Raw genomic sequence first — 4,273 nt, forward strand, 5'->3', positions numbered from 1 at the left:
CAGCCATCAGGCCGCCCGGGGCCAGTGGCTGGCGGGCTGGCTCACCGCCGGCACCGACCCGGCCACCGCCCGCGCCCTGGTGGACCGGGCCTGGACCACCGCCGTCCTCGCCGGCGACGACGCCCTCGCCGGCCGCGTGGCGCACGCGCACGGCACGCTCGCCTGGCGGCGCGGCGACCTGCCCGCCGCCGCCGGGCACTACCGGCACGCCGCCGACATCATCCCGGAACACGCCCCGGGCGGCCCCGCCCGGATGGTCAGCCTGGCCGCCCTGGCGGTCGTCGAGAGCCACCTCTCGCCCGCGCGCGCCGCCCGGACCGCGCGGCGCGCCCTCGCCCAGCCGTCCGCCTGCCACGACACCTGGGCCGTCGCCCTCGCGCAGTACGCCCGTGCCCTCACCGACCACCATGCCGGCCGTACCGCCCGGGCCCGCCACCGCGCCCACCGCGCCCTCACCCAGCTCGGCGCCCGCCTCGACGCGCCCCAGGCCCACTTCGCCCTGAGCCGCCTGCTCGACCACCTGGAGCGCGGCGCCGCCCCCTTCCCGCCCGACCGGCCGCGTCTCCCCGGTCCCCGGCCGGAGCCCCGCGCACCGACAGGCGGGCCGGCCAGGTGAAGGAAGCGCGTCGCACGGCCCGGCGCACCCCTGCCGCACGCCCGTTCGCCGTCCTTCCCGAAGAAGCCGGCCACCACGGTGCCCGGGGGTGACACGGCCGCGCGGCCCCCGGCCGGCCGGTCGAACGGGAAGGGACCGCCGTCGGGTTGAGGCGGCCCTCGCCGGTGCTCGTGCCGAGCGGTTCGGCCGGTACCCACGGGTGCGCGGTACCCGCCGGAGCCCGGCCCGCGGTGTCCGCCGCTCCGGCCGGTCGCCCGGGGAAGGTCAGCCCTCGTGCTCCCCCGCCTCCACCAGGAGGAGAGCGACGTCGTCCGGGTCCTCGGGCTGGCGCATGGCGTCGACCAGCCGCCCGCACAGGGAGTCGAAGTCGCGGCCCGCCGGGCCGAGGGCGGCCAGAAGGGTGGTGAGGCGCTCGTCGATGGGGTCGTCACGGGTTTCGACGAGACCGTCGGTGTAGAGGAGGAGCTGGTCGCCGGGGTGCAGAGGGACGGTGGTGGTGTCGAAGGTGACTCCGCCGACGCCGAGCGGCGCGCCACTGGGAAGGTGCAGCAGCTGGGGCCGGTGGCCCGGGCGGGTCAGGACCGGCGGGAGGTGTCCCGCGTTGGCGATCCGGCACTGGCCGGTGTGCGGGTCGTACGTGGCGTAGAGGCAGGTGGCGATGTAGTGCTCCAGGCCGTCGGTGAGGTCGTCCAGGTGGTGGAGGATCTCGTCGGGCGGCAGGTCGAGGGCGGCGTAGGCGCGGACGACGGTGCACAGCCGGCCCATGGTGGCCGCCGCGTCGATGCCGTTGCCCATCACGTCGCCGATGACGAGGGCGGTCCTGTCACCGGTCAGGGAGATCACGTCGTACCAGTCCCCGCCGACCTCGTTGGCGGCCCGGGCCGGCCGGTAGAGGGAGGCGATCCTCAGGCCGGGGCGCTGGGGCGGGGCGGGCGGCAGCAGGCTGCGCTGGAGGGTCTCGGCGGCGGTGCGGACGTTCTGGTGCCAGCGGGCGTTGTCGATGGCGACGGCGGCCCGGGCGGCGAGCTCGCGGGCGAGGAGCACGTCGTCCGCGTCGAAGGGCGCCGGGTTGCGGACACGCAGCAGGTCCAGGGCGCCGAGGACCTCGTCGCGGGCGATCAGCGGAACGGCGAGGTAGGAGTGGACCCCGCTCCTGGCGAGGGCCGAGGCGGCCTGGGGACTGCGGGCGATGCGCCGGAGGTCCTGCTCGCCGCAGTGGGCCACGAGGACGGGCCGGCCGGTGCGTACGCACCGGGTGATCAGCCGCTCGGGGCCGTAGGCGGCGACCTCTCCGACCGGGTCCGCCACGGCGGTGAGGTGCGTGGGGAAGGCCGAGGCGACGGCGAGGGCCCGGAAGAGTTCCGGGCCGTCCGCGCGCGCTGCGGCGGTCCGGCAGGACAGCACGCCGTCCAGGACGTCGACCGCGGCCAGGTCCGCGAGGTCGCCCACCGCGACCTCGGCGAGCTCCCGGGCGGTCTGTTCGACTCCGAGTGTCGTCCCGATCCGGGTGGAGGCGTCCGCGATCAGGGCGAGCCGCCGACGGGCCTGCTCGGCCTCGGCCGCGGCCCGGTGGCGCTCGGTGATGTCGACCACCGAGGTGGCGACGCCGATCACCTCGCCCGCCGGATCGTGGATCCGGTAGTGGGACACGGACCAGGCGCGGTCGTGCGCGGGATCGGCCCGGGTGCGCCCGACGAAGTGCTGGTCGATGAGCGGTTCGCCGGTCGCCAGCACGTGCCGCAGGGCCTTCTCGACGATCTCCACCTTCGAGTCGGGGTGGATGTCGCGGGGGTGGCGGCCGATGTGCTCGGCGGCCGGCACGCCGTTGATCCGTTCCAGTGCCCGGTTGACCAGCCGGTAGCGCAGATCGGTGTCCAGGAGGGCGAACCCGACCGGTGCCTGGGACACCAGCTGCTCGGAGAGCGCCAGCCGGCTCTCCACGTCGTGCAGGGCGGCCTGGTCGACGGCGATCCCCAGGGCGTACACGTCCCCGAGGTCGTCCAGGAGACGCATGGAGCGGAACTCCACCGGCCGCGTCGCACCGTCGCGGTGCCGGACGGGAAAGACGCCTGACCAGGGCTGCCCCGTACCCATGACGCCGCCGAACAGCTCCACCGCCCGGTCACGGTTCTCCTCCCCCACCAGCAGCCGCGCGGCGTACCGGCCGAGCGCCTCCTGCGAGGTGTAACCGAAGGTGTCGGTGGCCTGCGGGCTCCAGAAGACGATCCGGCCGTTCGCGTCCAGGACGACCGCGGCCACGTTCAGGAAGTCCAGCAGGCCCCGCCGGGGTGCCGGCCGTTCGGCGCCGGCCTCCGGGGGTCCGGAACCGTCCGGCCCGGGCGGCGCGCCGTCGCTCATGGCCTGCTCCCTTCGCCCACGGCCCGGCGGCGTGGAGGGCCGCCACCGGCTGAACACCCTCCATGCTGCGCCCCCGGCCGCGCGGTGACCATCCCGGAGACCGGCGGCGGCCGCTCCGGCACGCCGGACGGGGTCGCTCCGCCGTGGTGCCCGCCGGGCGGGCGGAGCCTCCTCGGGTACGGCAGGAGGGCCCGGCAGTAGGCCGGGCCCTCTCAGCTCCGTGGCGAGGGACGGAGCCGGCCGGATCAGACGCCGCTCGTCGCGGCGGGGTCGCAGGTCCGCAGCCCCGTCACGTAATTGCCGTCGGTGCCGTAACCGGCGAAGGTGGCCCACTGCCCGGGCTCCACGACCCGGCACGGCGCCCACTGGCCGTTCGTGTAGTCGACCGTGACGGCGACGGTCTCCGCGCACGTGTTGTGCACGTCGGTGTAGCGCCAGCTCTGGTGGTACTGCACGCACGCCGGGGCGGCGGAGTCGGTGGCCGCCGCGGGCGGGGCGGTGGTCAGCACCGTCAGCAGCCCCGCCGCGGCCGTGGCGGTGGCGAGGGTGGTCGAGCGCGCTCTGTGCTTCATGCGGTTCGTCATGCCCCGCACCTCACCGGACGAAAGAACTTTCCGCAAGTTGCTGCAAGGAATTTCAGACATGGGCCGGGCCGCCCTTTTCACAAGCAGGTCATCGCATGTTTCTCGACCTGAAAGAAGCTGCGTGCCCCTCAGGTGCCGCAGGCCGCGAAATGTCCGGTACCTCCGAACCCCCGACCGGTCGCACCACCCCGTTCACCATGGCCGAGTTCCACCGGCCGACCCGCGGGGCGCCGGAGGCCGCCGCGGCACGGGGCGGCCGCGGCGGACGGGCCGGTGGTGGTGATCTCCACGTCGTCCGGTTCAAGGACGTGACCACCGGGCGGCGTGAGCAGCCCGAACCCATGGATCCGTCCTGGCCCAGCGTCGCCAAGGTGCTGCGGGAGGCGGGTGTCGAGGCGTGACCGGCCCCCGGCGCGGGCCGGCTCTCCGCCCGCCCGGGCCGGGGGTTCCGGCGTCAGCCGGTCTGCTCCTGGGGCGCCGGGGTGCCCGGACCGGCGACCGCCGTGCTGTCGTCGCCCCGCTCCGGCTTCTTCCCCTCCTCGTCGTGCCCGGCCGCTTCCCGGGTGTCGCCTCCCGCCGCGTCCCCGGCCGCGCCGTCGGCGCTCTCCTCGGTCCGGGGCTGCTCGGGCCGGGCGATCCGTATGTCGGGTGCCTCCGGTCCCGGGGCGGGCAGGTCCGGCGTCACCGCGTCGGGGTCGGACGGCACGGGATCGGG

General features: G+C 75.9%; 3 protein-coding genes and 2 pseudogenes. 2 read left to right on the forward strand and 3 right to left on the reverse strand.

The features are described from left to right. Positions 1-616: pseudogene (locus tag RIF68_RS28885) on the forward strand (hypothetical protein); the annotation flags it as partial. 264 nt (positions 617-880) lie between these two features. Here RIF68_RS28885 and RIF68_RS28890 read toward each other — a convergent pair. After that, positions 881-2,974 carry a SpoIIE family protein phosphatase gene (locus RIF68_RS28890; protein WP_309054235.1) on the reverse strand — a complete coding sequence of 698 codons (2,094 nt, stop codon included), beginning with the start codon at positions 2,972-2,974 and terminating at the stop codon, positions 881-883. 245 nt (positions 2,975-3,219) lie between these two features. Further along, on the reverse strand, positions 3,220-3,558 hold the full coding sequence (locus RIF68_RS28895) for an alpha-amylase (RefSeq protein WP_309054236.1): 339 nt from the start codon (positions 3,556-3,558) through the stop codon (positions 3,220-3,222). A gap of 149 nt (positions 3,559-3,707) precedes the next feature. On the opposite strand from RIF68_RS28895, the gene RIF68_RS28900 reads away from it, so the two are divergent. Beyond that, positions 3,708-3,959, forward strand: a complete 252-nt coding sequence (locus RIF68_RS28900) for a hypothetical protein (RefSeq protein ID WP_309054237.1) — start codon at positions 3,708-3,710, stop codon at positions 3,957-3,959. A gap of 53 nt (positions 3,960-4,012) precedes the next feature. Here the strand turns inward: RIF68_RS28900 and RIF68_RS28905 are convergent. Further along, a pseudogene (locus RIF68_RS28905) lies at positions 4,013-4,273 on the reverse strand (hypothetical protein); the annotation flags it as partial.

The sequence above is a fragment of the Streptomyces sp. genome, assembly GCF_031178505.1.
Taxonomy (GTDB): domain Bacteria; phylum Actinomycetota; class Actinomycetes; order Streptomycetales; family Streptomycetaceae; genus Streptomyces; species Streptomyces gulbargensis.

Excerpts from the sequence above, each read along its gene's own strand:
- RIF68_RS28890 (WP_309054235.1), bottom strand. The coding sequence starts at position 2,974 with ATGAGCGACGGCGCGCCGCCCGGGCCGGACGGTTCCGGACCCCCGGAG.
- RIF68_RS28895 (WP_309054236.1), bottom strand. The coding sequence starts at position 3,558 with ATGACGAACCGCATGAAGCACAGAGCGCGCTCGACCACCCTCGCCACC.
- RIF68_RS28900 (WP_309054237.1), top strand. The coding sequence starts at position 3,708 with ATGTCCGGTACCTCCGAACCCCCGACCGGTCGCACCACCCCGTTCACC.